Here is a 22,127-nt window from a genome sequence, read left to right as displayed (position 1 = left end):
ATGGCATTGCTGGAAATCCGTGATCTGAAGGTGCGCTTTTCGACCGTCGAGGGCGAGGTTGCCGCCGTCAACGGCATCGACCTTGATCTTGAGCGCAGCGAGGTGCTGGGCATCGTCGGCGAATCCGGCTCGGGCAAATCGCAGCTGGCCTTTTCGGTGATGGGGCTGCTGGCGCGAAACGGGCGTGCCTCGGGTTCTGTGCGGTTCGAAGGGGCCGAGATCCTGAACGCTCCGCCAAAGGTGCTGAACAGCATTCGCGCCCGCCGCATTGCCATGGTGTTTCAGGACCCGATGACAAGCCTGAATCCCTATATGCGTGTCTCGGACCAGATGGCCGAGGTGCTGATGCTGCATAAGGGCATGGGCAAGCGCGAGGCAGTTGCCGAGGCTGCGCGGATGCTGGACGCGGTCCGCATCCCTGACGCGCAAGGCCGCATCAGGCTTTATCCGCATGAGTTCTCGGGCGGGATGCGGCAGCGGGTGATGATCGCGATGGCGCTGCTTTGCCGCCCCGATCTGCTGATCGCGGATGAGCCGACGACGGCGCTGGATGTGACCGTTCAGGCGCAGATCATGGAGCTTTTGGCCGAACTGCGCCGCGAATTCGGCATGGCGATGATCCTGATCACCCATGACCTTGGCGTCGTTGCGGGCGCTTGCGAACGGGTGATGGTCATGTATGGCGGCCGGGTGATGGAGCGAGCGGCGGTCGCGCCGCTATTTGCCGACCCTGCCCATCCCTATACCCGGGGGCTGCTTGCCGCCATCCCGCGCGTTGATCAGCAGGGTGAACAGCTGGCCGCCATCCCCGGCAGCCCGCCGAACATGACCAACCCGCCGCCCGGCTGTCCCTTTGCGCCGCGCTGCGCCTATGTCATGCCAGCCTGCGAGGCCATGCCGCCGCTTGAGGCTTTCGCCCCCGGTCGCGAGCGCGCCTGCCACGCAAACCTGGCCGTGCTGCGCAGTACCCCGCATTCCGATCTGTTGCAGGAGGCCAAGCCGTGACCGACCAGCCCTTGCTAGAGGCGCGCGATCTGCGCGTCACGTTCCAGCTTCCCGGACAAGGGGCCCTGCCCTGGGCCAAGCCGCGCCTGCTTCATGCGGTCGGGGGTGTCGATTTCACCCTGATGCCGGGCGAGACTTTGGGGGTTGTCGGCGAATCCGGTTCGGGCAAGTCCACGCTGGCGCGGGCGCTGATCGGTCTTGCCCCGGCAGATGGAAAGGCGATCTGGCAGGATGGCACCAATCTGATCGGCCTGTCTCCGCGTCGGATGATGCGCTATCGCAGCCAGATCCAGATGGTATTTCAGGACCCGTTGGCCAGCCTTAACCCGCGCATGACCGTAGGCCAGATCATCGCCGAACCTTTGACCACCCATCACAAGGGCCTTGGCCGTGACGAGGTCCGCCGCCGGGTCAAAGACATGATGGACCGGGTCGGCCTGTTGCCGAACCAGATCAACCGCTATCCGCATGAATTCAGCGGCGGTCAATGTCAGCGCATCGGCATTGCCCGGGCGTTGATCGTGCAGCCGAAACTGGTGATCTGCGATGAACCGGTCTCGGCATTGGATGTCTCGATTCAGGCGCAGGTCATCAACCTGCTGGCCGAGTTGCAGCGCGATCTGGGGCTGGCGCTGATCTTTATCGCGCATGATCTGTCGGTGGTGAAACATATCAGCGACCGGGTTCTGGTGATGTATCTGGGCCGGGTGATGGAGCTTGCCGGCGCAGACCAGCTGTATGCCGATCCCCAGCACCCCTATACGCAGGCGCTGCTGTCAGCCGTGCCGATCCCCGATCCGGAGCTTGAGCGGGACAAGCGCATCATCCCGCTTAGCGGAGAGCTGCCCTCGCCCATGAACCCGCCCTCGGGCTGCGTATTCCGCACCCGGTGTCCGCGCGCGCAGGAGCGTTGTGCCATGGATCGCCCTGATCTTACGGGTGGGGCACATCTGACCGCCTGCCATTATCCCGGCGCGCTTAGTCCCGAAGAGCTGACGGTGAGCATCTGACAAATATAGTCGGAATCCGGTTGCTGCCGGGGTGGCGCCTGGCGCAACATGCCGCCATGAAAAAGGATCCGATTCGCGAAACCACCGATGAGGCCCGCGACCTTGCCCGGCAATTGCTGGCTCAGGCGCGGCATGCCAGCCTTGGTACGATTGACCCTGAAACGGGAGTGCCGCTTGTTACCCGCATCGCCTTGCAGACCGATGCCGATGGTGCGCCGCTTGCGCTTTTGTCCGGGCTTGCGGCGCATACGCGGGCGCTGGCTGCGGATCCGCGTGCCGGTCTGTTGATCGTGGCCGATGTCGCCAAGGGTGATGCCATGACCCACGCGCGACTGTCGATCCTTGGCCGCGCCGTTCCCGCCCCTGCGGATACAGAGCGTCGTGCGCGCTGGCTTACCCGTGACCCCAAGGCCAAGGTCTATTTCGACCTGCCAGACTTTCGCTTCTGGCGGATCGAGCCGGTCTCGGGTCTGCTGAATGGCGGGTTTGGTCAGGCTTTCCGCCTGCTGCCATCAGACATGCTGAACCCCCCGGCAGAGTGATCCGCCGGGGAAAGTACGGTGGTCGCGCAGGGTGACGGTCAGTCCGGGTTGTCCATGCGCAGACGCAGGCTGACCGATCCACGGGCCGCTGTGCTCCAATGCAACGCCACCTGCCGGCGGGTCGATCCCAGTGCGGACTGCACCCATGGCATTTCGAAAACAGGCTTGTTCGCGGCATTGGTGATCTGGCTGGTCGCCACGACCGACTGAACGTTGCGCACCCATCCGTTAAAGGGCAACGCCGTATCCACCGTAATCACCCAACGGTTTGAAGCCGTCCCTTGGGTAAAGGCGACATCGACCGGGTTCGCAACATAGGTGTTCACGCCGTTGAACATGTTACCCTGAAACTGGATGTTGCGCATGCGCTGATAGTTAAGGTCGGCGAAACTGGTATCGACGCTGTCGATACGGTTGACCTTATTGTACAGCGACTTGAACACATTGCCCATCACGGCAAGGCCGTGGATGAAATGCCCCGCACCATAAGGTTTGACGACCAGCCAGTTAAAACCCTCGGTCGTGTTCGAGGCAAGAAAGGTGTTGCCGGTTATGGTCAGGCCGCCGAATGAATATTCATCCCCCTCAAACTTCGGACTGGGGTCGTGCTCATTCGTCCACTCGATCGAGCAGTTGTCGATATAGTTGCCGGTCACCGTGGTCTGCGCGTTGGTCTGCGTTAGCACCAGCCCGCCAAAACGCAGGCCGTTCTGGGCGTTGTCACCCTGAAACCAATGGTTGCCCTCGATGATATGGCCGCCCCCGTTCATCACCGCAAAATGCGCAAAGCGAATAAAGCGGCTGTGACGGATCTTGGTGTCGTTGTTGTTGACGTTCAGTGCAATGGTCGAACGGTTCTGCGCCAGATCGCCCATCTCGTTTGACAGAAACTCACAGCGGTCAACCAGCATACCTTGACAGGATGACCCGATCGAGGTGATGCCGCGATCCTTGGGCCGGGTGAAATAGCAGTCGCGGAAACAGTTCAGCGAACCACTTTTTGCCAGCATGACGCCGCTTGCATTTCCGTCGAGCAGGAATTCGATATCGTCGAAATTCAGTCGGCTCAGATGCTCCATATCCGAAAAGTCGAGCGCATAGCGGTAGCGCACAAAGGTATAGTTGCGCGTCCCCGCCCCGCCATAAAGCGGCTGTGAAAGGGTCAGCGTGCCCGCGGCCACGTTCTTGTCCAGCACATAGACCTCGCGCCCGACACCGCTCCCGATGATGCGAGAGCCGATCTCGATATTCGCGACATTGGCGACGGCAGTCAGGTTCAGCGACCGGGCCGGGTTAAAGGTCGCGGTTGAAGTCACCGTCCGGCTGTCCCATGCCGGGCCGGGCACGATGCTGATCTGCCCGTTCGAGATCACCCGGCGGTTGGAAAAGCTGGTCAGGCCCGGCGCGGCATCGGCCATGGTGATCGGCGCGGTCAGGTTCACGTTACGGCCGCACAGATCCAGCACGGAATGGTCAGTATAGCCGAACAGCGCCTGTAGCGCGCGCCTCAGCCCCTCGGTTTCATCGCCGAAAGCCGCTGCATAGGTCGGATAGTCAAAGCTGCGCAGCAATGCCAGACGCGCGCTGCGCGGCATACGCAGGGTGCCGACGAAACGGGTGGGAGAGGTCAGGCTAAGATCCGAGCCGATAAAATAGCTCCCTTCGGGCACGAGGACCTGCCTTCCTGCGGCGGCCTGATCGGCTGCAAGGAACGCGGCGCGGTCGTTCGTCTTGCCATCGCCCACGGCGCCGAAATCGCGCACATCGACCCAGTCAAGCATACCCGGCACAAAAGCGGCAGTGACATCCTCGATCACGATGCTTTCAATACGGATCGAGCCGTTATTGTCGCCGATCAGGTCCAGACCAAAATGGCCAAAAGTGGCGTTGCGCCCCCAGGGCATGTCCACGCCCTCGCGTTGGCCGGTGCCGACGATGGCTGCGATCTCGACGACCTCGCCATAGCCCGGCAGCGTAACAGCCGGGCCGGTCTGAGGCACGCCGCCGACATTGTTTCCCGCGGCATTGCCGGCAAAGCCCGCAATACGCACCTGCGGCAGGTTCCCCGCGATTGCCTTGACCCGGGCCGAGATGCGCAAATAGCTGCCCGGATTGATCGGGGTGCGTTTCATGTAGCGGATGCGGGTTTCGGTGTCTTGCTTAAGGATCTCAAGACAACTGCCGAAATCTTCGTCAGCAGGGACGATGGCGGCGTTTGCGGCCCCCGCCCAGGTCGGCGACCCCGGCCGGCCATCGGTCCGGGACCACAGATTCAACCCCTGCCGAAATGCGCGCGGCATCAGCGACTGGTTTCCGATGATCGCAAAGGTCATGCCAATTCTCTCCTGTTCCAGAACTTGCGAGGCGTTTGCCCGCGCGGTCTGGCTGGAATTTGGCAATGCCGCGTTAACCAGTCGTTAACCATGCGCGCGCGGCAACAGGGCCGCGCGCAACATCAGTGTCTGGCTGAATCAGGCGGCCGGACCGTCCGTCAGCTCTCCGGCCAGGGCGCGCTCGATCAGCGCGCGGGTTTCATTGACGCCGTAAAGCGCAATGAAACCGCCGAAACGTGGCCCCTGATCGGCACCCAGCAGGACCTGATAAAGCGCCTGGAACCAGTCCCGCATCGGCTCGAACCCATGCTCGCGGCCGATGGCAAAGACCATGGTTTGCAACGCTTCGGCATCAACGGGCTGATCCCAGCTTGCCAGTCGGCCGGCCAGATCCTCAAGCGCGCGACGCTCGACTTCGGTCGGCGCCCGGTAAACACGGGCCGGCGCGACAAAGTCGTTAAAATAGCGAACTGCGAATTCGGCAGCCTGGTCCAGCGCCGGATGCGTCTCGGGGCTGGCCTCGGGCGCATAGCGGCGGATAAAGCCCCAAAGCCCGTGCTTGTCCTTTGCCCCCGCGACCGAGGCCAGATTCAGCAGCATCTGGAACGGCACGACCATGCTCGTTTCAGGCACGTTGCCGCCATGGATGTGCCAGACCGGGTTGGCCAGCTGCTGATCCAGCGTTTGATCGGGATAGGCCCGCAGCTGCTGATGATATTCGTCCACCGCCTTGGGGATCACGTCGAAATACATCCGCTTTGCCGTCTTGGGCTTCTGATACATGAAATAGGACAGGCTTTCGGTCGCCGCATAGGTCAGCCATTCGTCGATCGACAGGCCGTTCCCTTTGGATTTGCTGATCTTTTGCCCGTGCTGGTCAAGGAACAGCTCATAGGTGAAATGCTCTGGCTTACGCCCGCCCAGGATCTCGCAAATGCTGTCGTAGATCGGTGTGTTGGTCGAGTGGTCTTTGCCATACATCTCGAAATCGACGTCAAGCGCGGCCCAGCGGGCACCGAAGTCCGGCTTCCACTGCAATTTCACATGACCGCCGGTGATGGGCAGCGTCAGTTCGTCGCCATCCTCGTCGTCAAAGGTGATGGTGCCGCCCTTGGCATCGACATGCTTGATCGGCACATACAGCACCCGACCCGATTTGGGGCTGATCGGCAGGAAGCAGGAATAGGTTTGCTGGCGCTCTTCGCGCAGCGAGGCAAGCATGACCTCCATGATCGCGTCGTATTTCTCGGCCGCTTTCAGCAGGGTCGCATCGAACTGCCCCGATTTGTAAAACTCGGTGGCGCTGATGAACTCATACTCAAAGCCGAAAGTGTCAAGAAACCGGCGCAGCATGGCGTTGTTATGGGCGCCAAAGCTGTCGTATTCGCCAAAGGGATCGGGCACCGAGGTCAGCGGCTTTTGCAGGTGCTGGCGCAGCATGTCGGTGTTCGGCACGTTGTCGGGCACTTTGCGCATGCCGTCCATGTCGTCCGAAAAACAGAAAAGCCGTGTCGGAATATCCGAGATGATCTCAAAGGCGCGACGGATCATCGTCGTGCGCGCCACCTCGCCAAAGGTGCCGATATGGGGCAAACCCGAGGGGCCATAGCCGGTCTGGAACAGCACGTAACCCTTTTCGGGATCCTTCTTTTCATAGCGTTTCAGCACGCGGCGGGCCTCTTCAAAGGGCCAGGCCTTGGATTTCATCGCGGCATCACGCAGGGCGGTCATCGGGAGTTCTCCATTTCACAGGCTTTTCCCCGTATTGAAATGAGGCGGATTGGTCAATAATTACGCCCGCAAACCGACGGAGAGAAGTGATGCCTGACACTCTGCCCTCTTTCTCGCCCTGCGACGCGCTGGTTGCGGTCATGGTGGCAGTCTCGGCCTCGGATCAGAACCCCCGCACGGCTGAGCTGGTCGCCATTGAGCGCGCGGTGAACCACACCCCGGTCTTTGCCGATTACGACATCGACCGGGTCCGGGCCGTATCCCAGACTGTCGTGACACTGTTCGAAGAAGAGGACGGGCTTGACGCCCTTTTCGGCCTCGTTCGTCAGGCGCTGCCGGAAAAGATGTTCGACACCGCCTATGTGCTGGCCTGCGACGTGGCTGCCTCGGACGGCCGTCTGGGCGAGATCGAAGCCGAGATGCTGGCCGAGATCCGGGACCAGTTCGACATCGACCGCCTGCACGCCGCGGCAATTGAGCTTGCCGCCCGCGCCCGCCACAGGGTTCTTTGATATCAGCGCCTTATATCTTGTTTTTAATCCCGTTTAGAGATTGACCCCGTCGGGCGCCGCGGCGATTGGGGCCGAGGCGGCGAATTCAGCCAGCCAATCCTCGATCAGCGCCTGCTGCAGCGCCTTTGAGCGTTTTGTCCAGCCCTGCACGCCCTCGGGCAGTTCTTGCCCCTCGGTCGCGGCGCGACGCGGCTCGTCTCCGGTCAGGATGGCAAAGGCCAGTGCCCGCCCCTCTGCCGCCTGTGCATAGCCAGCAAGGTTCGAGACAAAGTTCAGTGTCCCGGTCTTGGCCTCGACACGGATGTCGCTTTCCTTGCGTTTGCCCTGCGCATCCCGCAGCGGGATCAGCTTCATCAGCCGGCGCAGGTTGCGCGACTGGCCCGGCCCGGCCATCAGCGCGGCAAGCATGCGGGCATTGACCCGGTTTAGGGGCGACAGGCCCGAATGGTCGTGAAAGGCAAACTCGCTGTTGATCCCCTGACCGCGTAGCCAGTCCGCCATAGCATGGGCCGAGCTTGGCGCATCGCCTGCGCGGCTCGCAGCAAGGCCAATCACCTCGGCTGTCAGGTTGGTGGAATATTCCAGCATATCCTGCACGATCTGATGCAGAGGAGGGCTTTCGTGACGGGCGATCTCAACCCCTTCGGGCAGGATCTCGATCACCTCGGGATTAGGCAAAGCCAGCCCCCGCGCGCGGCAAAGCGTCTGGAACACGTCCCCGGCATAAAGCTCGGGTCGGCGAACCGGCAGCCAGCGGCTGCCCGAGCGGCCCAGGCTGCGCCGCGCGATAGTCCAGCTCTCCAGCTTGTCGGCGTCATAGGTAAACAGCGGCAGGGATCGGTCGACCGCTGTGATTGCAGTGGTATAGGCGCGGGGCGACAGTTTGCGGCCCCGTGCCTCAAGCGACAGCCGATAGCCCTTTTCACCGCGCCGCCAGTCCAGATGAACGCGGTTAAAGTTCAGGATTATCCCGGAAATCGACGGATTATAGGGCAGATGGACATCCTGCGCCGGGTCCAGCCGCTCGATACGTGGCAGCGCCCCGCCCCAGACAGCAAAGGTGGTCGGCGGCGTGCGCCCCGCTGCCTTTTCATCAGCCACCGCAGCAGCAGCAAGTTCATCCAGTGCATCGGTATCAAGCACCGGATCTCCGCCACCTGCGAGGATCAGCGTATTTCCGGCGCGGATGACGCGGGTTGGGAAACGGTGCCCCTCGCCCAGCCGGTCAAGGGCATAAAGCGCCGTCACCGCCTTCAGCGTGCTTGCCGGGGCCATGGGCTGATCTGCCTGACGTTCAGCCAGGACCTGCCCCGAGATGGGGTCGATCACCGCAAAGGCCACCACCCCGCCCAGCTTGGCCTCGGTGATCAGCTTTTCAGGCCCAAGGTGCGAGGGCCGGGGAGCAGGCGGCTGTTGCGCCACAGCCATGCGGGGCGTCAGGGCCAACAGCCCGAGGCCTGCCATGAAGCCACGCCGCGACAATCGGTTCATCAGTTTCCTTTCGGCCGCCGCGCCCGAATGGCGCTGGAGCTCAGCTTGTTCAGCGGCAGGTTTATCATCACCCATGCCGGAGTCCCAGAGCGGGCCAGCTGCCGCGCGCGCAACCCGGGCAGACGTGCGCGCCACATCAGGCGCGCCGCCCGGGAAAAGCGGGCGGGCATCCTCCAGCCCGGCCGGGCTACAACGCCAATGGGCACGCGCGCGGCGATCTCTTGCCAGCGGTCCCAGCGGTCGAATTGCACCAGATTGTCAGCACCCATCAGCCAGACAAAGCGCACGCCGGGATAAAGCCGCTGCAGCGCCGCGATGGTGTCGGCGGTCATGCGGGTACCAAGCTGTGCCTCGATCCCGGTGATTTCGACACGCGGGTGCTGCATGATCCTCCTCGCGCCAGCGATCCGCTCGGCCAGAGGTGCGGGGCCATGCGCCTTAAGCGGATTGCCCGGACTGACCAGCCACCAGATCCGGTCAAGACCAAAGCGCCGCAGCGCCTCTTCGGTGATGTGGACGTGACCTTCATGTGCGGGATCAAAGGACCCGCCCAGCAGCCCGACCGTCATGCCGGGCCGGGCGACGGGAAGACCTGCGCGCATCGTCTAGAACAGGCCCTGCACGTGACCGTCGGCATCCAGCCCCACGCGCAGCGCCGCCGGTTCGCGCGGCAGACCAGGCATGGTCATGATATCGCCGCAGATCGCCACCACAAAGCCCGCGCCGGCCGAAAGCCGCACCTCGCGCACCGGGACCGAGAACCCCTCGGGCGCACCAAGCGCATGGGGATCCGCGGAAAAGGAATACTGCGTCTTGGCCATGCAGACAGGCAGATTGCCGTGGCCCGCTGCCTCCCATTCGGCAAGGCGTTCAAGGATATGGGGGGCGAAGTCGACATGATCGGCGCGATATATGCGGCGGCAGATGGTCTGGATCTTTTCGGCCAGAGGCATCCCGTCAGGATAGATCGGGGCGAAATCTGCGCCACCTTCGGCCAGATCGACCACGGTGCGGGCCAGATCCTCGGCCCCTTTGCCGCCTTCGGCCCAGTGACGGCACAGCACCGCCTGCACGCCATGACCACGGCAATAGGCGGTCAATGCCCCGATCTCGGCCTGAGTGTCCGTGGCGAAATGGTTTATCGCCACCACCACCGGCAAGCCGAATTGGCGCAGGTTCTCGATATGGCGGCCAAGGTTGGCACAGCCCGTGCGCAGGGCGGCGACGTTTTCGGCCCCCAGATCGGCGCGCGCCACCCCTCCGTTCATCTTGAGCGCGCGCACCGTTGCCACCAGCACCGCCGCATCGGGGCGCAGCCCCGCCAGACGGCATTTGATGTCAAGAAACTTTTCGGCCCCCAGATCGGCGCCGAACCCCGCTTCGGTCACAACGTAATCTGACAGCGCCAACGCCGTGCGCGTCGCCATGACCGAGTTGCAGCCATGGGCGATATTGGCAAAGGGCCCGCCATGAACCAGCGCCGGGTTGTTCTCGATGGTCTGGACAAGGTTGGGTTGCAGCGCGTCGCGCAGCAGGACGGTCATCGCCCCATCGGCACCCAGATCGCGTGCCGTCACTGGCTGGCGGTCGAAGGTCTGGCCGATGATGATGCGGCCAAGACGCTCTTGCAAATCGGCCAGATCCGAGGCGAGGCACAGGATCGCCATCACCTCAGAGGCGACGGTAATGTCAAAGCCGCATTCGCGCGGCACGCCGTTCGCCGGGCCGCCAAGTGCCACCACCACTTGCCGCAACACCCGGTCGTTCATGTCCATCACCCGCCGCCATGTTACCCGGCGCGGGTCGATGCGCAGCGCATTGCCCCAATGAATGTGGTTGTCGATCATCGCGGCCAGCAGATTGTGCGCGGTGGTAATGGCGTGGAAATCGCCGGTGAAGTGTAGGTTCATGTCCTCCATCGGCACGACCTGCGCACGCCCGCCACCGGCGGCACCGCCCTTCATCCCGAAATTCGGCCCCAGTGAGGCCTCGCGGATGCAGATGGTCGCCCGCTTGCCGATCCGGTTCAGGGCATCGCCCAGACCAACGGTAGTGGTGGTCTTGCCCTCGCCCGCAGGCGTCGGGTTGATGGCGGTGACAAGAATCAGCCGGCCCTGTGGCCTGCCCCCGAGCCCCGCGATACAGTCATGGGTGATCTTGGCCTTGTCATGACCATAGGGCAGGAAATCGGCCTCGCTCAGCCCCAGTTTGGCGGCGATCTGCGCGATCGGCAGTTTGCGCGCCTCGCGGGCGATCTGGATATCCGACTTCATCATCACTCCCTGGCTTGAGGCGGACAGTTGAGCGGCTTGCGCGGGCCAAGGCAAGCCCCGCCATGATCTCAGCCCCTAGCGCAAGCCCAGCTGTGACCGCAAGCGTGGCAGCCATTTCCCGCGCCGCATCCAGACAGCAGCAAGGGCCCAGAAAGCGGTGATCAGCCACAGATCAATGGCCAGACGCAACCAGATATTGGCCGGACCGGGCGGCACGGTCATGTCAAGCGCGTCGCCCCAGATCGACAGCATGACGCAGACGACAAAAGAATAAAGCCCGCCACGCCCGATTTCGGCCAGCACTTCGCCAAAACGGGTAGCGGCAAGCCAGGCAAAGGGCCGCGCCAGCGGCACAGCCACCACCCAGCTTGCAGCAAGAATGGCGATGAAGCGCATGAAATCCAACGACCATTTGTCGATCTTGCCAGTGACCTGGCGCAGGGTCTCGGTAATCGGCTTTGCCGGGGCGCCTATCTTCCAGCTGATGACAATGGTCAGGCTGAAAAGCAGGATCGCGACCGAGATCGTGGTCAGGATCGCCGAATGGCGGCGCAGCACCGGCATGATGCGGTCACGGAATGCCCCCATAGCGATGCCGGAAAAGAACAGCATCTGCCAGCCAAAGGGGTTGAAAAGCAGCCCCGGCCCCGGCCGCTGGTTTGGAATCAGCGCGTTCAACGGTTCGGCAAACAGCCAGACCGCGACCGACACGGCCATGGCAGGAAAGGGCCAGCGCAGCAGGAATGGCACGGTAACCGGTACGGTTGCGATCAGCAGCACGTAAAGCGCCAGCACATCCAGCAGGTTCGGCTGCATCCACATCAGCGCGACGGTGGCGACATAGCCGATGGGATGTTCAAAGATCCAGCGCGCATACTGGAACCATACTGCTGTATGGTTCATCTGCAGCTTGAAGAGCAAAGCCGAGAACAGCGCCAGCAGGATCGCCCCGGCGATCAGCGCCAGCCAGACCTGCGCGGCGCGACGCAGAAAGCGGATCTGGGCCGCCCATCGCCCCTCACGTGCCTCGATCTTGACCCAGACCAGGCCGACGAGGAAACCCGACAGCAGCACGAAAAGCTCGGCTGCGTCAAAGACGGCGAAATTGGTCAGCGTCACGTTGCGCAGCACGCCGATGGGCATATGATCCAGCATGATGCAGACCAGCGCATAGCCGCGCAGCATATCAAGGGCGGGGATCCGTCTCATTGCGGCAGCTTTGCGAATGTTTCTATCAGTGCCCGGCTTTCCAACAGCGCCAGCTGTTCGGCGGGGCTAAGGAAATTCAGCGCCTCGGCCTGTGAGGTAGCATGGGCGATCTTGGCCTCGGCCGCGATGGCGTTCAGGCGGTCTTTGACCGGGCTGTCCGGGTTTTCAGGCAAAAGCGCCATGATCCGCGACCTCAGGGCCGGATTACGCCCAAGAAGGGTCAGTCCCCCTTCTCGTGGCAGAGTGCCGCTGATGCGGAACTCAAGCGCATGGGCGGCGGTCAGCATCTCGGGCGCCTCTCGCTCTTCGGGGGTGACGAGCAGACCTTGGCGACGTGCCCAGCGGCCAAAGACCGGGCTGGCGGACCAGCGCGAGGTCATGGGCGACAGGATCAGCCCGGCAAGAATCGGCGACAGCCAGATCAGCTGCCAGGGGGCCAGGAAAGCCAGCACCACCAGTGTCGCGGTGCCGGTGATGACATGGATGGCGTGGCGGCGCAGCACCACCCCCCAAGGCGGCATCTGGCCCGCGCGGACCTGTGCCTCCCATCCGGAATCACGGCCACGCAGGATCTCAAGGATCTGTCGGGTCTGGATCAGCATCTGCACCGGCGCGATCAGGGCGGACAGTACGATCTCGAAAATGGCCGAGGCCAAAAGCCGTACATTGCCGCCCGAATTCCGTGCCAAAGGCCGCAGCCATGCGCGAAGGATGGCGATGAATTTCGGCACCAGCAGAAAGGACATGGCGGCGATGAACAGCCACAGCATCCGTACCGGGTCAAAGGTCGGCCAGGTCGGGAACAGCTGATAGGTCTGCGGGAAATAATCCGGCCGCGACAACAGCACATTGGCCGACAGCGCCAGCCCGACAAGGATCATCGCCAGCCAGATCGGCGACATCAGAAAGCCGAGGATGCCGATGACAAAATGCACGCGGCTGATCCAGGCAAAGCCGCGCGAAAAGATCAGGCGCGCGTGCTGCAGATTGCCCTGCGCCCAGCGACGTTCGCGCACAGCCATGTCCAGCAGTGTGGGCGGACAGCCTTCAAAGCTTTGGCGCAGGTCGTGGTCCAGCCGTACCTTCCAGCCCGCCCGGCGCAGCAGCGCGGCCTCGACAAAGTCATGGCTCAGGATGGTGCCGCCAAATGGGGGCTTGCCCGGCAGTTCCGGCAGGCCGCAGCATTGCGCAAAGGCGCTGACCCGGATCATGGCATTGTGGCCCCAGAAATTGCCGCTGTTGCCCGACCAAGCCGCAACCCCGCGGGCAATCGCGGGACCATAGATACGACCGGCGAACTGGGTCAGCCGCGCAAAAATGGTCTGGCCGCCGACCAGCATCGGCATGGTCTGGATAAGCCCGATGGCCGGATCGGCGTTCATCCGCGCGGACAGCGCCCGGATCGTCTCGGCCCCCACGATGCTATCGGCATCAAGCACGACCATCTGGTCATAGCGCCCGCCCCAGCGACTGACGAATTCGCCCACATTGCCGGCCTTGCGACCCTTGTTGCTGCGCCGACGGCGATACCAGACCGGCACCGGGGAAATATCGCGAAGACGGCTGATTGCAGCCATTTCCTCTAAAACGGAATCCGGCTCACGGCTGTCAGACAGCACAAAGATCTCGGCGCGTTCGCCCAGACCCACGCGATAAAGATCCCGCGCCAGAGCAGCCAGCAGCCCCGCCGTGGCTGCAGCGTCTTCGTGATAGACCGGCATGATCACGGCGATTTTTGCATCATTAGGCCCTTCGGGCGTGCGCAAGGGCCGCGCGAAAAGCCCCGAGATCATCGAGGTGAACGAGAACCCGACCCAGGTAAAGGTCAGTGCAAAAAGCACCAGCAGCACCGATTGCAGCCAGGTCATATTGGCGCCAAAGCTCAGCACCATCTGACGCCAGCCGATCCACGCGATCACAGCCGCGCCGCCAAAGGCAACCAGTCGGGCAAGGATTGTGCCTGGCGAGGGCCAGCCACTGTCTGGGCCTTGTGGCGGGCGGGCGCGAAAGTCCTGCTCGGGCATCTCCAGCGGAGCCTCGGGCGGGGTTGCGGGGCCTCTGGACTGCGACAGTCCAAGTGTTTCCCAGCTTTCTTCGGCGGAAAGCGGCAGGTTGCGGATCTCGCTGGCCGGGGACGATCCCGGCGGGCTTGATATGCTGCTCACGTCGCTCACTCGCGGGTCCAACGGGCAATCCAGGTTTCGCTAAGCGCCCCGCCAGGGCCGTTCAGCACTGCCGAAAGGTCAGCGAATTTGGCCCCTTCGGGCAGGTATTCAAAGGCCAGCCGCATCCGCCCCTGTTCGGGCAGTCGCAGCAGGTAGCTGTGCCCGATCCGCCCTGCCGAGGCGCGGATCTGCGGCACAGGATCCTCGGCACCAAACAGGCCCAGGTCGAAATCGACGATATACGAGCGGGCGTTGGAATTGTTCACCGCCCGACCCGACATGGTCTCGACGACCCGCGAAATTGGTGCACTATCAGGAACTTCTGATGAGAATGTCAGGATATAGTTGAAGTCATATCGACTGCCGCCCAGCAGCGGGTCCGATGGCTGCCAGAACGCGACGACATTGTCGTTGAATTCGTTATCGACCGGAATTTCGACCAGCGTGACGGTGCCCTTGCCCCAGCTGTCCTGTGGTGCGATCCAGGCCGAGGGGCGCTTTTCGTAACGCGCCTCGGCATCCTTATAGGATTCAAAGTCGCGCGCCCGCTGCGCCAGGCCAAAGCCCAGCGGATCATGGTCCATAAAGGCCGAGATTTGCAGCGTGCCGTGGCCGGAAAGCACGCGCCACAGCCGCTGTTCGCCGCCTGTCAGCATCTGCAGCCCGTCGCTGTCATGAACGGCGGTGCGGTAATCGTCGACGCGTGAACGGTCGGTCGGGCCGAACCAATACATCGAGGTCAGCGGCGCGATGCCGATATTGCGCATCTCTTGCCGCGGGAACAATGCGACGCGCGTGTCAAAGATCGTCTCGGCACCGGGAGTGATGCGGAATTCGTAAGCGCCCGACACCGAGCGGCTGTCGAGCAGCGCGTAGATCAGGACCGAACGGTCCTGTTCGCTGGGCTTGTGGATCCAGAACGCCCGAAACAGCGGGAATTCCTCGCCTTCGGCGCTGCCAGTGCCGATGGCAAGGCCGCGCGCAGAAAGGCCGTACAGCGTGCCCCGCGACACTGCGCGGAAATAGCTTGCGCCCTGAAAGACCGCGATCTCGTCCATGACATCGGGACGGTTCAGCGGCGCGCGCAGGCGGAAACCCGACCAGCCCATGCTGCCGATCGTTTCGTAATCGACGCCATCGGGGAATTGCGCAGGGTCGAAATCGAACATGTGCGGGTCGAACTTCAGCGGAATCACCACGCCTTCGTCGACCAGATTGATATCGACCGGCTCGCGGTAGATCGCCCCCGGGGGCAACAGGTCCAGCGCGAAATCGCGGCTGCCGGCCCATGGATCGCGGTCGCGGCGAAAGCGGATGCCGCGATACTGATCATAACTCAGATTGGCGAAACTGCCGACCAGCTCGGTTCCCGGTTGCTGGTACGGATTGGCGGCCAACTCTCTGGCCATCTCTGCCACATCCTCAAAGCCAAAGGGCTTGGGCTCGGCTGCTGCCTGCGCCTCTTCAGGCAGCTCTTGCGCGACTGCCGCCCCCAGCGAGGAAGACAGCGCGTTGACTGCCGTCATAGCTGCACCGGCACAAAGAACAAATTCTCGACGACGCATTGACCAACCCCAGTTTCGGGCAGAAAGGCCCGGAAATTTCGAGCGGATTTCGCATTGCCGCGCCGATCAGGCAAGCCTTTTCGCGCCGAAAGGCAAGCTCTTGCCAAGAGTTGATCGCATTCGTCCGATAAATGAGCCGCGCGGGCGCATAACCCGCGCGGCCTGCTCGACGGTAAATCCCGCCTATTGATTGATTTCCCGCATCACTTCGCCTTTCGGGCTTAGCTCGACCGTTACCGGCTCACCCTCAGGGTTGACGGCGCGTGCCGCGAGTCGCGGCCCGTCCTGCATGATTTCGCCGATGCGGCTGTAGCCGGCCGAGGCAAGTTCGCGGCGCAGGCCGTCGTGGTTGATCTGCTCGGGCGAGAGTGCGCCCTGACGCTCGGGCGCGTCACCTGCGGGCGGCGGAGGCGGAGGCATGTCGCCCTCTGGTCCCCCGCGGCCGTGACGCGGACCTGGCCCCCAATCGCCGCGGTGACGGTCATGGCCGCCTTTCCAGTGGTGATGATGGCGCTTGCCGTGCCAGCCCTTGTCGCGTTCCGCCTCGCCCCTGCCAAATCGCAGCAGGGTGCCGTCCTGGGCGAAAGCGGCGCGGATCTTGTTGCCTTCGTCATCCTGCCCCGCGAGTGCTACCCCTCGCTCGCCCGAGAACACGGCCTTGAGCTTGCCCAGCTCGCCGAACACGGCATTGTCGCGCACCGATTGGGGGACAAGCTGGGTGGTCAGCGTTTCGGGCAGAACGGCCTCGCCCCGGGCGCGCAGGCCGCGCAGCTCGCCTTTGTCGTCGAGCATGGCGTCGATCTGCGTGCCATCGGCCAGCTTGCCCTCGACGCGGCTGCTGCCACGCGGGCCGCGTTTGCTTTTCACATCGGTCAGCCCGGCGTCCTGCAGGACCTTGGGCAGCGTGACCGGCGCCTGCGCCTCGGCGGCGGGGGGCTGTGCGGGCTGTGCCTCCTGCGCCAGCACCGGCGCCGCCAGCACTGCCAGCAGGGCGGAGACTGCGATCGAGGTCGAGAGTTTTCTGCTCATCTCTGGTTCCTTCCTTCGCGGGGCATCCTGATCGGCCCCTGACGAATCGGTCAATAGCCTGCCGCGAACCAACCAAAAGCCAACGACACGTTTGGCTTTCGTTTGGATTTCGCGCATTAGGTTAGTGTGATGAACCGTTTGCGCATCCCGATCCTTGGCTGTCTGACCGCGCTGGCGCTGGCCCTGCCCGCGTCGGCCGATAATCACAAGGGGCACGACAGCCACCCCTGGCCCGAGGATTGGGCCCCCGAGTTCGAAAGCCTGACCCAGCGCGATCTGCGCATCCTGCCCCTGCGTCGCGCGGCCGAGATCGTCCAGAGCCGTTTTCGCGGCCGGCTGATCGCCGCGCGCCTGATGCCACCCCGCCCGGATGAGCGCGCGCGCGGCGTTGTCCTGGTGCATGAGCTGCGCCTGCTTACCCCATCGCGGGATGTACTGGTGGTCAGGCTTGACGCGCATGATGGCAAGTTTCTTGAGGTGGCGGGCAAGGGTCTGACCAAAGCCCGCCGGAAGGACGAAGACCGATGAAATGCCTGATCGTCGAGGACGACCCTCTTTTGTCCAGTCAGCTTGCCGAGGCGATGCGCGACGGCGGCTTTGCCTCTGACATCGCCGCCGATGGCACCAAGGGCGAGTTTTTGGGCTCGACCGAGACCTATGATCTGGCGATTCTCGATCTGGGCCTGCCGGGGATGCCGGGAATCGAGGTGCTGACGCGCTGGCGCGAGACGGGCGTGACCATGCCGGTGCTGATCCTGACCGCGCGCGGCGACTGGACCGACAAGGTCGCCGGTTTCCGCGCCGGAGCTGATGACTACGCCGTCAAACCTTTCCGCCTGGAAGAGGTCGTGCTGCGGGCCCAGACCCTTGTGCGTCGCGCGGCCGGCCATGCTCAGGCGGTGATCAAGGCCGGGCCGCTTCAGCTTGATACCCAGCTTGGCGTCATCACCCGAAACGGGCTGGCGCTGAAACTGACGGCGTTCGAAACCCGCATCCTTTCCTATCTCATCCACCACCAGAACCGCGTGGTCAGCCGCAGCGAGCTGTCGGATCATCTTTACGATTCCGCTGCCGACCGAGACTTCAAGTCGATCGAGGTGGTCATCGGGCGTCTGCGCCGCAAAATTGGCGAGGGTCTGATCGAAACCCGGCGCGGCGAAGGCTATGTGCTGCGCGGCGGGGCCTGATGCTGCCCCGAGATTCGATACGGGCACGACTGATCGGGCTGGCGGCGCTGCTGATTGGCGTGGCGCTGATCGCGGGTTATCTGGTCATCGCCTCTATCCTTGAGGATTTCATCACCGGCCGCTTCGATGCCGAAGCCGAAGCGGTCGCCGATGCGCTGATCGCAGGCGCTGCCATTGACGGTGACGGCCGGTTGATCGCCGGTCCCGAACCCGCCGATCCGCGGTTTCAGATGCCGCTGTCAGGCTGGTTCTGGCAGTTGACGCAGGATGGCAGGGTGGTGGCAAAGTCCTCCTCGTTGTTTGACAATGTGCTGAACCCGCCCGAGGCTGATTTTCAGGGGGGACGTGGCCTTGGTCCGGCGGCCGAGCCGCTAAGGGTCACGCGCCATGTTTTTACCCTGCCCGATTCCACTTCGACCCTGGCTGTGACCGTGACCGCCCCCCGGGCCGAGATCGACACCGCGATGTCCCGCCTTCGCCGGCCTCTTGGGATTTCGCTTGCCGTTCTGGGGCTGGTGCTTGCGCTTGCCAGTCTGGTGCAGGTCGCGGCGGGGCTGCGCAGCCTTGACCGGCTTGGCCGCGACCTGCGGCGCATCCGTGCGGGGCAAGCCGAGGCCCTGCCCCTGCCCGCTGTGGCCGAGTTGCGCCCCGTCGCGGCCGAGATCAACGCGCTGCTTGAACAGAACCGCGCCGTGCTTGCCCGGTCGCGTGAACATGTCGGCAATCTGGCCCATTCGTTAAAGACGCCGTTGGCTGCGCTTGGGAACGCACTGCCGCCCGATCATCCCGGCCACGCGTTGATCACGCGCATGGACCGCCAGATCGGCTGGCACCTGCGCCGTGCCCGCAGTTCGGCCGCACCGCGACTGCTGGGACAATTTACCCCGGTTGCCCCGGTTATCGGCGACATCCTGATGGTGCTCCGCAGCCCGATCCGTGATTCGGGTCTGCAGGTCGAAACGCAGGCCGAGACCGCCCCTGCTTTTGCAGGTGAGCGGCAGGATCTTGAGGAAATGATCGGCAATCTGGTCGAAAACGCGGTGAAATGGGCCTCGACCTGTCTGCGCATCTCGGCCCGTCCCAAGGGTGGTCAGCTGCATATCCTGATCGAGGACGACGGTCCCGGCATGTCGGATGAGGATCACGCGCTGGCCCTTACCCGAGGCGCACGTCTTGACGAAACCGGCCCGCCCGGCAGCGGTCTTGGCCTTGCCATCGTCGCCGATCTTGCGGCGCTGCATGGCGGCAAACTGACGCTCGACAGTTCGGAACTGGGCGGGCTGCGCGCGGGTCTGCTGCTGCCTGGAATTGTGGTCGCAGGGTCGTGACAGCAGACGAGTGGGATAAGAGCACAGGACCGCTTGACTTCGCCGTCTGTGTCGGTTCTGTGATGCTTGGCGCAAGCGGCCTCCTTCCCCGGTGGCTGTCAGAGGACGCAAGGCGCTTGCAGCGGATGGATGGCCGAGTGGTTTAAGGCACTGGTCTTGAAAACCAGCGAACTGAAAGGTTCCGTGGGTTCGAATCCCACTCCATCCGCCATTGGCCGCCGATTGCCGCACAAAATGGCGAGTTATTTCTTTTATTATCAATCGGATAGCTAATTACGAGGCGTTTGAGTTACGGGGAATGGTTTTCGCATGCCCAACCAGTTGGGCCACCTTGCCGGTACGCCGCCGATTCTACGCCACAGGCTCCTATGCAGATAGGCCTCGTTAATCTTGGTGAGGTGGAAAGAAGGCCGGCATATTACGTCGGAGTTTCGCGGCGAGCTCGTGATCTGGGAAGCGGTCGATGGCCGTCGTCCAAATTGCCAAAGCCTCAATCTTCTCCCCGCTGTTCCAGTGAGCGCCGCCGAGATTGAACATCGCCAAATCGTAATCGGGATCCAGCGCGAGCGCCTTCTCATAGCCGTCAATGGCCTGCGCGGACTGGCCAAGGTCGCCGTAGGCCGCGCCGAGCTGAAACCAGCTCATGGCGTCAGGCTGGATGCACTCGGCCTGTTCGCGCAAGATTGGCAGGCTCTCTTCAAACCGACCGAGAAAGTTGAGGGCGGTCCCAAGGCAGTAGCCGTAGTGACCGCCCGCCAGATCGTAGGCCTTCCGAAAACAGTGCTCAGCCTCGGCCCAGTCCGCTTCATCTTGCGCCCAGTGCCCAAGGCGATCCCATAAGAAGGCGACTTCATCCTTGTCGTCGACGTGCTCGATTTGGCGATCGAACTCGGCACGGAATTCCGCGTAGGCGCGGCTAACATCCTCTCCCTCCGCTCGCAGGTACAAAGTGGCCAACAGCAGCTCGCGACGACCTCCGGAGGTCTCGGGGTGGGCGCTGACATAGCGGTGCCAGAAGCCCAGCGCTTGGCGCGCATTCTCCGTCGTTGTACGACCGAAGCTCGCCACCAGCCGTGCGAAAACGGCCAGATCCATGGCTCGGAGTCAGCTTGGACTAGGAGGCTATTGATCTCGCGGAACGCCGCGCTTCCCTCTCCCATGTTGAAAAGGACGTTGGCTCTCCACCCCGCGACTCCGGCCGCTTTGGCGCGCGCAGGGTCGGTGAAGACGGCCTGATCCAGATGCGCGAGGGCGTGCTTCCACTCGCCATGGCGCACGTAGAATTGGGCTATGGCATTGTGGGCTTCAGGAAGGTGCGGGTTCAGCCGCAAGGCTTCGCGGTAGTGCTCGACTGCTCGCTTCTCATCTCCGAGCCGCTCAAAGCTCGTCCCGAGGTTCTTATGGCCTTGGGATGCTAGATCCGGCGTGTGGGCAAACGCGGGATCGGCAAGAGCCGCCTCATAAGCGGCCTTGGCGTCTTCCTCTTGGCCGAGCGCCGAGAAGGCATTGCCGACCGTGTATTGAAGGCTGCCCCGCTCGTAGCGGCCTAGGTCGAGCTGATTCCTGAAAAAGTTCACCGCGGCTTCGATCCGTGCGCGCGACCGACTTAATCCCGCCATCCCGAGATTGACCTCAGCCATGTAAGCGGGGCCCATGGCTTCGCTGTCTACCCCGAGCACTGCCGCAAACCGATCGAAGGCTGCGCTGATAGCTACGTCGGCGTCCTGATTGTAGAGGAGCGCAAGGAGTTGGCCGGCCAGGGCCGGATCGTCCGGAATATGGATGTCCGGAATACCGCGCCGAACGAGACCAGCGACGTTGCCAGGCGCCGCCCGGGTCTGCTCGACCCGACGATCGCGCGCCGCCCGCGCCGCGGATCTAGCCAACGTGGCCAGCCGATTCAGCCGCTCGTTTGTCAGCTCGTCAGTGAAATTGACGGTGAGCGATTGCTGGTGGGTCCAGTTTTTTCCCGCATGCTCGTATTGGTGGAGAACAGTCTCCGCTGGGCAGATGCGCAGCGACGACGTCGGGATATGATAAGCGGCGTAGAAGCTGTGCGGGTGCATCAGTAGGTAATTCAGATTCGAGCGGCTGACCTCAATGCTGAGCGAGGCATCTGCGTTGAGCGGGCGTTCGGTCCCTTTGAGCTGCACGTGGACTCTGACATTGGTCGCCTGCTCCTGATCGACAACTTCGATCTCACAGTCCGTTCCATAGTCCTTGCGGTCAGAGCGTTGGAGGATGAAGCGACCGCTCGCCGCTAGGCGTGCCTGTAAGGCCGCTTCCGCCTTCTCTTCTGCGACATGATTAGCGTCACGCTTCGGCAGGTCGTCGAGATGGCCCATATCGTCAGCCATCCCTATCACCTGCGCGTAATGAAAGCGAAGTCTGTGGCGCCTGCTTTCGCGGACAATTCCCGCCAGCTCTCGTTGAAGTCGGGCAGGTTAGGGTCAGGACCCATTGATTTACGCTTGTCGGCGTGATTCACGGTTCGAAAATCGAGCGGTGAACATGTCTGATCTTTTCTGGCTGACGGATGCGCAGATGGCGCGCCTGGAGCCCTTCTTCCCGAAGTCCCATGGCAAACCTCGCGTTGACGATCGACGCGTGCTGAGTGGCATTATCTTCGTCAATCGCAATGGTTTAAGGTGGCGCGACGCACCAAGTGCGTACGGCCCACATAAGACGCTCTACAACCGCTGGAAGCGTTGGAGCGACAAAGGCATCTTCGCGAAGATGATGGCGGG

19 protein-coding genes and 1 tRNA gene are annotated in these 22,127 nt (G+C 63.0%); 9 read left to right on the top strand and 11 right to left on the bottom strand.

Going from position 1 to position 22,127, the window contains the following annotated elements:
• From M511_RS03930 to M511_RS03920, 3 genes are read left to right on the top strand one after another with little or no spacing between them, the layout of a single operon-like run.
• Nucleotides 1-1,005 carry an oligopeptide/dipeptide ABC transporter ATP-binding protein gene (locus M511_RS03930; protein WP_085501419.1) on the top strand — a complete coding sequence of 335 codons (1,005 nt, stop codon included), beginning with the start codon at nucleotides 1-3 and terminating at the stop codon, nucleotides 1,003-1,005.
• Nucleotides 1,002-2,015, top strand: coding sequence for an oligopeptide/dipeptide ABC transporter ATP-binding protein (locus M511_RS03925; protein WP_085501418.1), 1,014 nt, complete (start codon nucleotides 1,002-1,004; stop codon nucleotides 2,013-2,015). The genes M511_RS03930 and M511_RS03925 overlap by 4 nt, the downstream gene beginning before the upstream one ends.
• A 56-nt stretch (nucleotides 2,016-2,071) precedes the next feature.
• A complete protein-coding gene (locus M511_RS03920) occupies nucleotides 2,072-2,557 on the top strand; it encodes a HugZ family pyridoxamine 5'-phosphate oxidase (RefSeq protein ID WP_085501417.1) in 486 nt (161 codons plus the stop codon).
• Nucleotides 2,558-2,595: 38 nt separating this feature from the next.
• Here M511_RS03920 and M511_RS03915 read toward each other — a convergent pair whose 3' ends face one another.
• Entirely contained in the window at nucleotides 2,596-4,890 is a 2,295-nt protein-coding gene (locus tag M511_RS03915) for a glycosyl hydrolase family 28-related protein (protein WP_085501416.1), read from the bottom strand.
• A gap of 138 nt (nucleotides 4,891-5,028) precedes the next feature.
• On the bottom strand, nucleotides 5,029-6,621 hold the full coding sequence (locus M511_RS03910) for a lysine--tRNA ligase (protein ID WP_085501415.1): 1,593 nt from the start codon (nucleotides 6,619-6,621) through the stop codon (nucleotides 5,029-5,031).
• 89 nt (nucleotides 6,622-6,710) lie between these two features.
• On the opposite strand from M511_RS03910, the gene M511_RS03905 reads away from it, so the two are divergent.
• Nucleotides 6,711-7,133: a tellurite resistance TerB family protein gene (locus tag M511_RS03905; protein ID WP_010398374.1), complete on the top strand. Its 423-nt coding sequence runs from the start codon at nucleotides 6,711-6,713 to the stop codon at nucleotides 7,131-7,133.
• 33 nt (nucleotides 7,134-7,166) lie between these two features.
• Here M511_RS03905 and M511_RS03900 read toward each other — a convergent pair whose 3' ends face one another.
• From M511_RS03900 to M511_RS03870, 7 genes are all read right to left on the bottom strand, one after another.
• Nucleotides 7,167-8,624: a D-alanyl-D-alanine carboxypeptidase/D-alanyl-D-alanine-endopeptidase gene (locus M511_RS03900; RefSeq protein WP_085501414.1), complete on the bottom strand. Its 1,458-nt coding sequence runs from the start codon at nucleotides 8,622-8,624 to the stop codon at nucleotides 7,167-7,169.
• Complete coding sequence (locus M511_RS03895) at nucleotides 8,624-9,226, bottom strand: nicotinate-nucleotide adenylyltransferase (protein ID WP_010398379.1); 603 nt, start codon at nucleotides 9,224-9,226, stop codon at nucleotides 8,624-8,626. The genes M511_RS03900 and M511_RS03895 overlap by 1 nt, the downstream gene beginning before the upstream one ends.
• Nucleotides 9,227-9,229: 3 nt before the next feature.
• Nucleotides 9,230-10,903, bottom strand: coding sequence for a formate--tetrahydrofolate ligase (locus M511_RS03890; RefSeq protein WP_029372400.1), 1,674 nt, complete (start codon nucleotides 10,901-10,903; stop codon nucleotides 9,230-9,232).
• Nucleotides 10,904-10,972: 69 nt separating this feature from the next.
• A complete protein-coding gene (locus M511_RS03885) occupies nucleotides 10,973-12,106 on the bottom strand; it encodes an OpgC domain-containing protein (protein WP_085501413.1) in 1,134 nt (377 codons plus the stop codon).
• Nucleotides 12,103-14,271 carry a glucans biosynthesis glucosyltransferase MdoH gene (mdoH, locus tag M511_RS03880; RefSeq protein WP_237701534.1) on the bottom strand — a complete coding sequence of 723 codons (2,169 nt, stop codon included), beginning with the start codon at nucleotides 14,269-14,271 and terminating at the stop codon, nucleotides 12,103-12,105. Before mdoH ends, M511_RS03885 begins: the two co-directional genes overlap by 4 nt.
• 5 nt (nucleotides 14,272-14,276) lie before the next feature.
• Nucleotides 14,277-15,797: an OpgD/OpgG family glucan biosynthesis protein gene (locus M511_RS03875; protein WP_010398387.1), complete on the bottom strand. Its 1,521-nt coding sequence runs from the start codon at nucleotides 15,795-15,797 to the stop codon at nucleotides 14,277-14,279.
• Nucleotides 15,798-16,019: 222 nt separating this feature from the next.
• Nucleotides 16,020-16,865 (bottom strand): hypothetical protein, encoded by an 846-nt coding sequence (locus M511_RS03870; protein ID WP_010398390.1) that lies wholly within the window; start codon nucleotides 16,863-16,865, stop codon nucleotides 16,020-16,022.
• Between the two features lie 129 nt (nucleotides 16,866-16,994).
• Between M511_RS03870 and M511_RS03865 the strand changes: the two genes are divergently transcribed.
• From M511_RS03865 to M511_RS03850, 4 genes are all read left to right on the top strand, one after another.
• Nucleotides 16,995-17,393, top strand: a complete 399-nt coding sequence (locus M511_RS03865; RefSeq protein ID WP_010398394.1) for a PepSY domain-containing protein — start codon at nucleotides 16,995-16,997, stop codon at nucleotides 17,391-17,393.
• On the top strand, nucleotides 17,390-18,052 hold the full coding sequence (locus M511_RS03860; protein WP_085501412.1) for a response regulator transcription factor: 663 nt from the start codon (nucleotides 17,390-17,392) through the stop codon (nucleotides 18,050-18,052). Before M511_RS03865 ends, M511_RS03860 begins: the two co-directional genes overlap by 4 nt.
• Nucleotides 18,052-19,380, top strand: a complete 1,329-nt coding sequence (locus tag M511_RS03855; RefSeq protein ID WP_010398400.1) for an ATP-binding protein — start codon at nucleotides 18,052-18,054, stop codon at nucleotides 19,378-19,380. Before M511_RS03860 ends, M511_RS03855 begins: the two co-directional genes overlap by 1 nt.
• Nucleotides 19,381-19,503: 123 nt before the next feature.
• A tRNA-Ser gene (locus M511_RS03850) sits at nucleotides 19,504-19,591 on the top strand.
• Between the two features lie 173 nt (nucleotides 19,592-19,764).
• Here the strand turns inward: M511_RS03850 and M511_RS03845 are convergent.
• Together M511_RS03845 and M511_RS03840 are read right to left on the bottom strand one after the other, a co-directional pair.
• The gene (locus M511_RS03845) at nucleotides 19,765-20,025 is read right to left on the bottom strand and encodes a tetratricopeptide repeat protein (protein WP_217809572.1); all 261 of its coding nucleotides are present in this window, start codon (nucleotides 20,023-20,025) and stop codon (nucleotides 19,765-19,767) included.
• Entirely contained in the window at nucleotides 20,022-21,737 is a 1,716-nt protein-coding gene (locus tag M511_RS03840) for a DUF4365 domain-containing protein (RefSeq protein ID WP_217809571.1), read from the bottom strand. The genes M511_RS03845 and M511_RS03840 overlap by 4 nt, the downstream gene beginning before the upstream one ends.
• Before the next feature lie 154 nt (nucleotides 21,738-21,891).
• Between M511_RS03840 and M511_RS03835 the strand changes: the two genes are divergently transcribed.
• On the top strand, nucleotides 21,892-22,127 hold a 236-nt coding region (locus M511_RS03835), incomplete at its 3' end, for a transposase (RefSeq protein WP_139824526.1).

Origin of the sequence: Paracoccus sp. J56 (assembly GCF_019633685.1) — a bacterium.
Classification (GTDB): Bacteria; Pseudomonadota; Alphaproteobacteria; order Rhodobacterales; family Rhodobacteraceae; genus Paracoccus; species Paracoccus kondratievae.
This window is presented reverse-complemented; position numbering and strand designations above follow the sequence as displayed.

Coding starts and splice junctions, on each gene's coding strand:
- M511_RS03915 (WP_085501416.1), bottom strand. CDS start 4,890: ATGACCTTTGCGATCATCGGAAACCAGTCGCTGATGCCGCGCGCATTT.
- M511_RS03900 (WP_085501414.1), bottom strand. CDS start 8,624: ATGAACCGATTGTCGCGGCGTGGCTTCATGGCAGGCCTCGGGCTGTTG.
- M511_RS03910 (WP_085501415.1), bottom strand. CDS start 6,621: ATGACCGCCCTGCGTGATGCCGCGATGAAATCCAAGGCCTGGCCCTTT.
- M511_RS03845 (WP_217809572.1), bottom strand. CDS start 20,025: ATGAGCTGGTTTCAGCTCGGCGCGGCCTACGGCGACCTTGGCCAGTCC.
- M511_RS03920 (WP_085501417.1), top strand. CDS start 2,072: ATGAAAAAGGATCCGATTCGCGAAACCACCGATGAGGCCCGCGACCTT.
- M511_RS03895 (WP_010398379.1), bottom strand. CDS start 9,226: ATGCGCGCAGGTCTTCCCGTCGCCCGGCCCGGCATGACGGTCGGGCTG.
- M511_RS03930 (WP_085501419.1), top strand. CDS start 1: ATGGCATTGCTGGAAATCCGTGATCTGAAGGTGCGCTTTTCGACCGTC.
- M511_RS03905 (WP_010398374.1), top strand. CDS start 6,711: ATGCCTGACACTCTGCCCTCTTTCTCGCCCTGCGACGCGCTGGTTGCG.
- M511_RS03840 (WP_217809571.1), bottom strand. CDS start 21,737: ATGGCTGACGATATGGGCCATCTCGACGACCTGCCGAAGCGTGACGCT.
- M511_RS03860 (WP_085501412.1), top strand. CDS start 17,390: ATGAAATGCCTGATCGTCGAGGACGACCCTCTTTTGTCCAGTCAGCTT.
- M511_RS03875 (WP_010398387.1), bottom strand. CDS start 15,797: ATGACGGCAGTCAACGCGCTGTCTTCCTCGCTGGGGGCGGCAGTCGCG.
- M511_RS03865 (WP_010398394.1), top strand. CDS start 16,995: ATGAACCGTTTGCGCATCCCGATCCTTGGCTGTCTGACCGCGCTGGCG.
- M511_RS03870 (WP_010398390.1), bottom strand. CDS start 16,865: ATGAGCAGAAAACTCTCGACCTCGATCGCAGTCTCCGCCCTGCTGGCA.
- M511_RS03855 (WP_010398400.1), top strand. CDS start 18,052: ATGCTGCCCCGAGATTCGATACGGGCACGACTGATCGGGCTGGCGGCG.
- M511_RS03885 (WP_085501413.1), bottom strand. CDS start 12,106: ATGAGACGGATCCCCGCCCTTGATATGCTGCGCGGCTATGCGCTGGTC.